This is a genomic window from Bartonella sp. MU70NMGDW, from assembly GCF_042194085.1.
GTDB classification, from domain to species: domain Bacteria; phylum Pseudomonadota; class Alphaproteobacteria; order Rhizobiales; family Rhizobiaceae; genus Bartonella; species Bartonella grahamii.
Map to the genome: position 1 here is coordinate 1 of NZ_JBHIMK010000362.1, position 1,150 is coordinate 1,150.

A 1,150-nucleotide genomic window follows, 5' to 3' on the forward strand; every position below is an offset into this window, starting at 1 on the left:
GTTCCTTGGGGGGACGGAGCAGAGGAGTATTTTTACAACCTCTACGAATATGAAGACGGTACAAGAGAGTGTGAAAAATTTGATGGAGGCCAGTATTATACCACACCAGAAAATGCGGATTTTAGTACCAAAGCGCAAGTAAAAGCATGGGTTTACGGTGGTAATGTTCCGAAAAGCGTTCTCAATTACGAACCTCTTATAGACGAGATCAATAAAGAGATCAAAAAATTATCAGAAGTAGCTTGACATTATTACAGCAATATGAATAATCGAATCAGTTGCCTAAGAAACACCTTAAACACATAGCGGATAGATTGCTGAAACAATCTTTTCACCGCCAATTAAAAACTTTAACTCGTTGTATGCTACAAGCATATAATGATATTGTCGGGTGTGGTTATGCTATACCATACCCTTTTGGGAAAGGCGTAACGACGGGCTATGTGCCGTGTTTCTTAGCACCCGGCACTCTTTAATTGAGTGTCATTAAGAAACCTTTAAGCACATAGAAGCCAAGTTATGGCACAGTATTTAATTGATATACATCAAACTACGATTAATGGTGATATCGTTCAAACAGTCAACGCACGTGAATTACATGCGTTTTTGGAAATAGGTAAAGATTTTTCCAATTGGATTACTGACCGTATCAAAAAATATAATTTATTAGAAAATCAAAACTTTGTTTGATCGCCAAATTTGGCGAGCAAAGGCAGAGGCGGTCACAATCGTAAAGACTATCATCTCATTCTAAGCGTAGCTAAAGAACTTTCTATGCTTGAGAATAATAAGAAAGGTAGAGAAGCGCGTTTATACTTCATTGAATGCGAAAAGCTTGCAAAACAAGCAGCTACCCCACAGATAGCTGCATCACAAGTTGACTACTCCAAACCGGAAGCATTGCTTGGTGTTTTGAATCACTTACAAAGCCAAATCGAGCAGAAAGATCATGTGATTGCAGAATTAGCACCAAAAGCAGAAGCTTTGGAAGGCTTAAAACGCTCTGATGGTTTGTTCGGTCTTATTGAAGCAGCAAAAATGCTTGAAGTACGACCAAAGGATTTAACGGATTACTTGCGTAAACATGATTGGGTGTATCGACGGGCTCCAGGGGCGCCTCTGTTAACTTATCAGGATAAGATCAAGAAAG

Annotated in this window: 1 protein-coding gene and 1 pseudogene; both read left to right on the forward strand. The window is 39.1% G+C overall.

The window, feature by feature from the left end; genetic code table 11:
- The coding region (locus ACFIKE_RS10985) for a hypothetical protein (protein WP_375649953.1) at positions 1-246 on the forward strand (246 nt) is incomplete at its 5' end.
- A 273-nt stretch (positions 247-519) separates the two neighbouring features.
- Positions 520-1,150 (forward strand): annotated as a pseudogene (locus ACFIKE_RS10990) (antA/AntB antirepressor family protein); the annotation flags it as partial.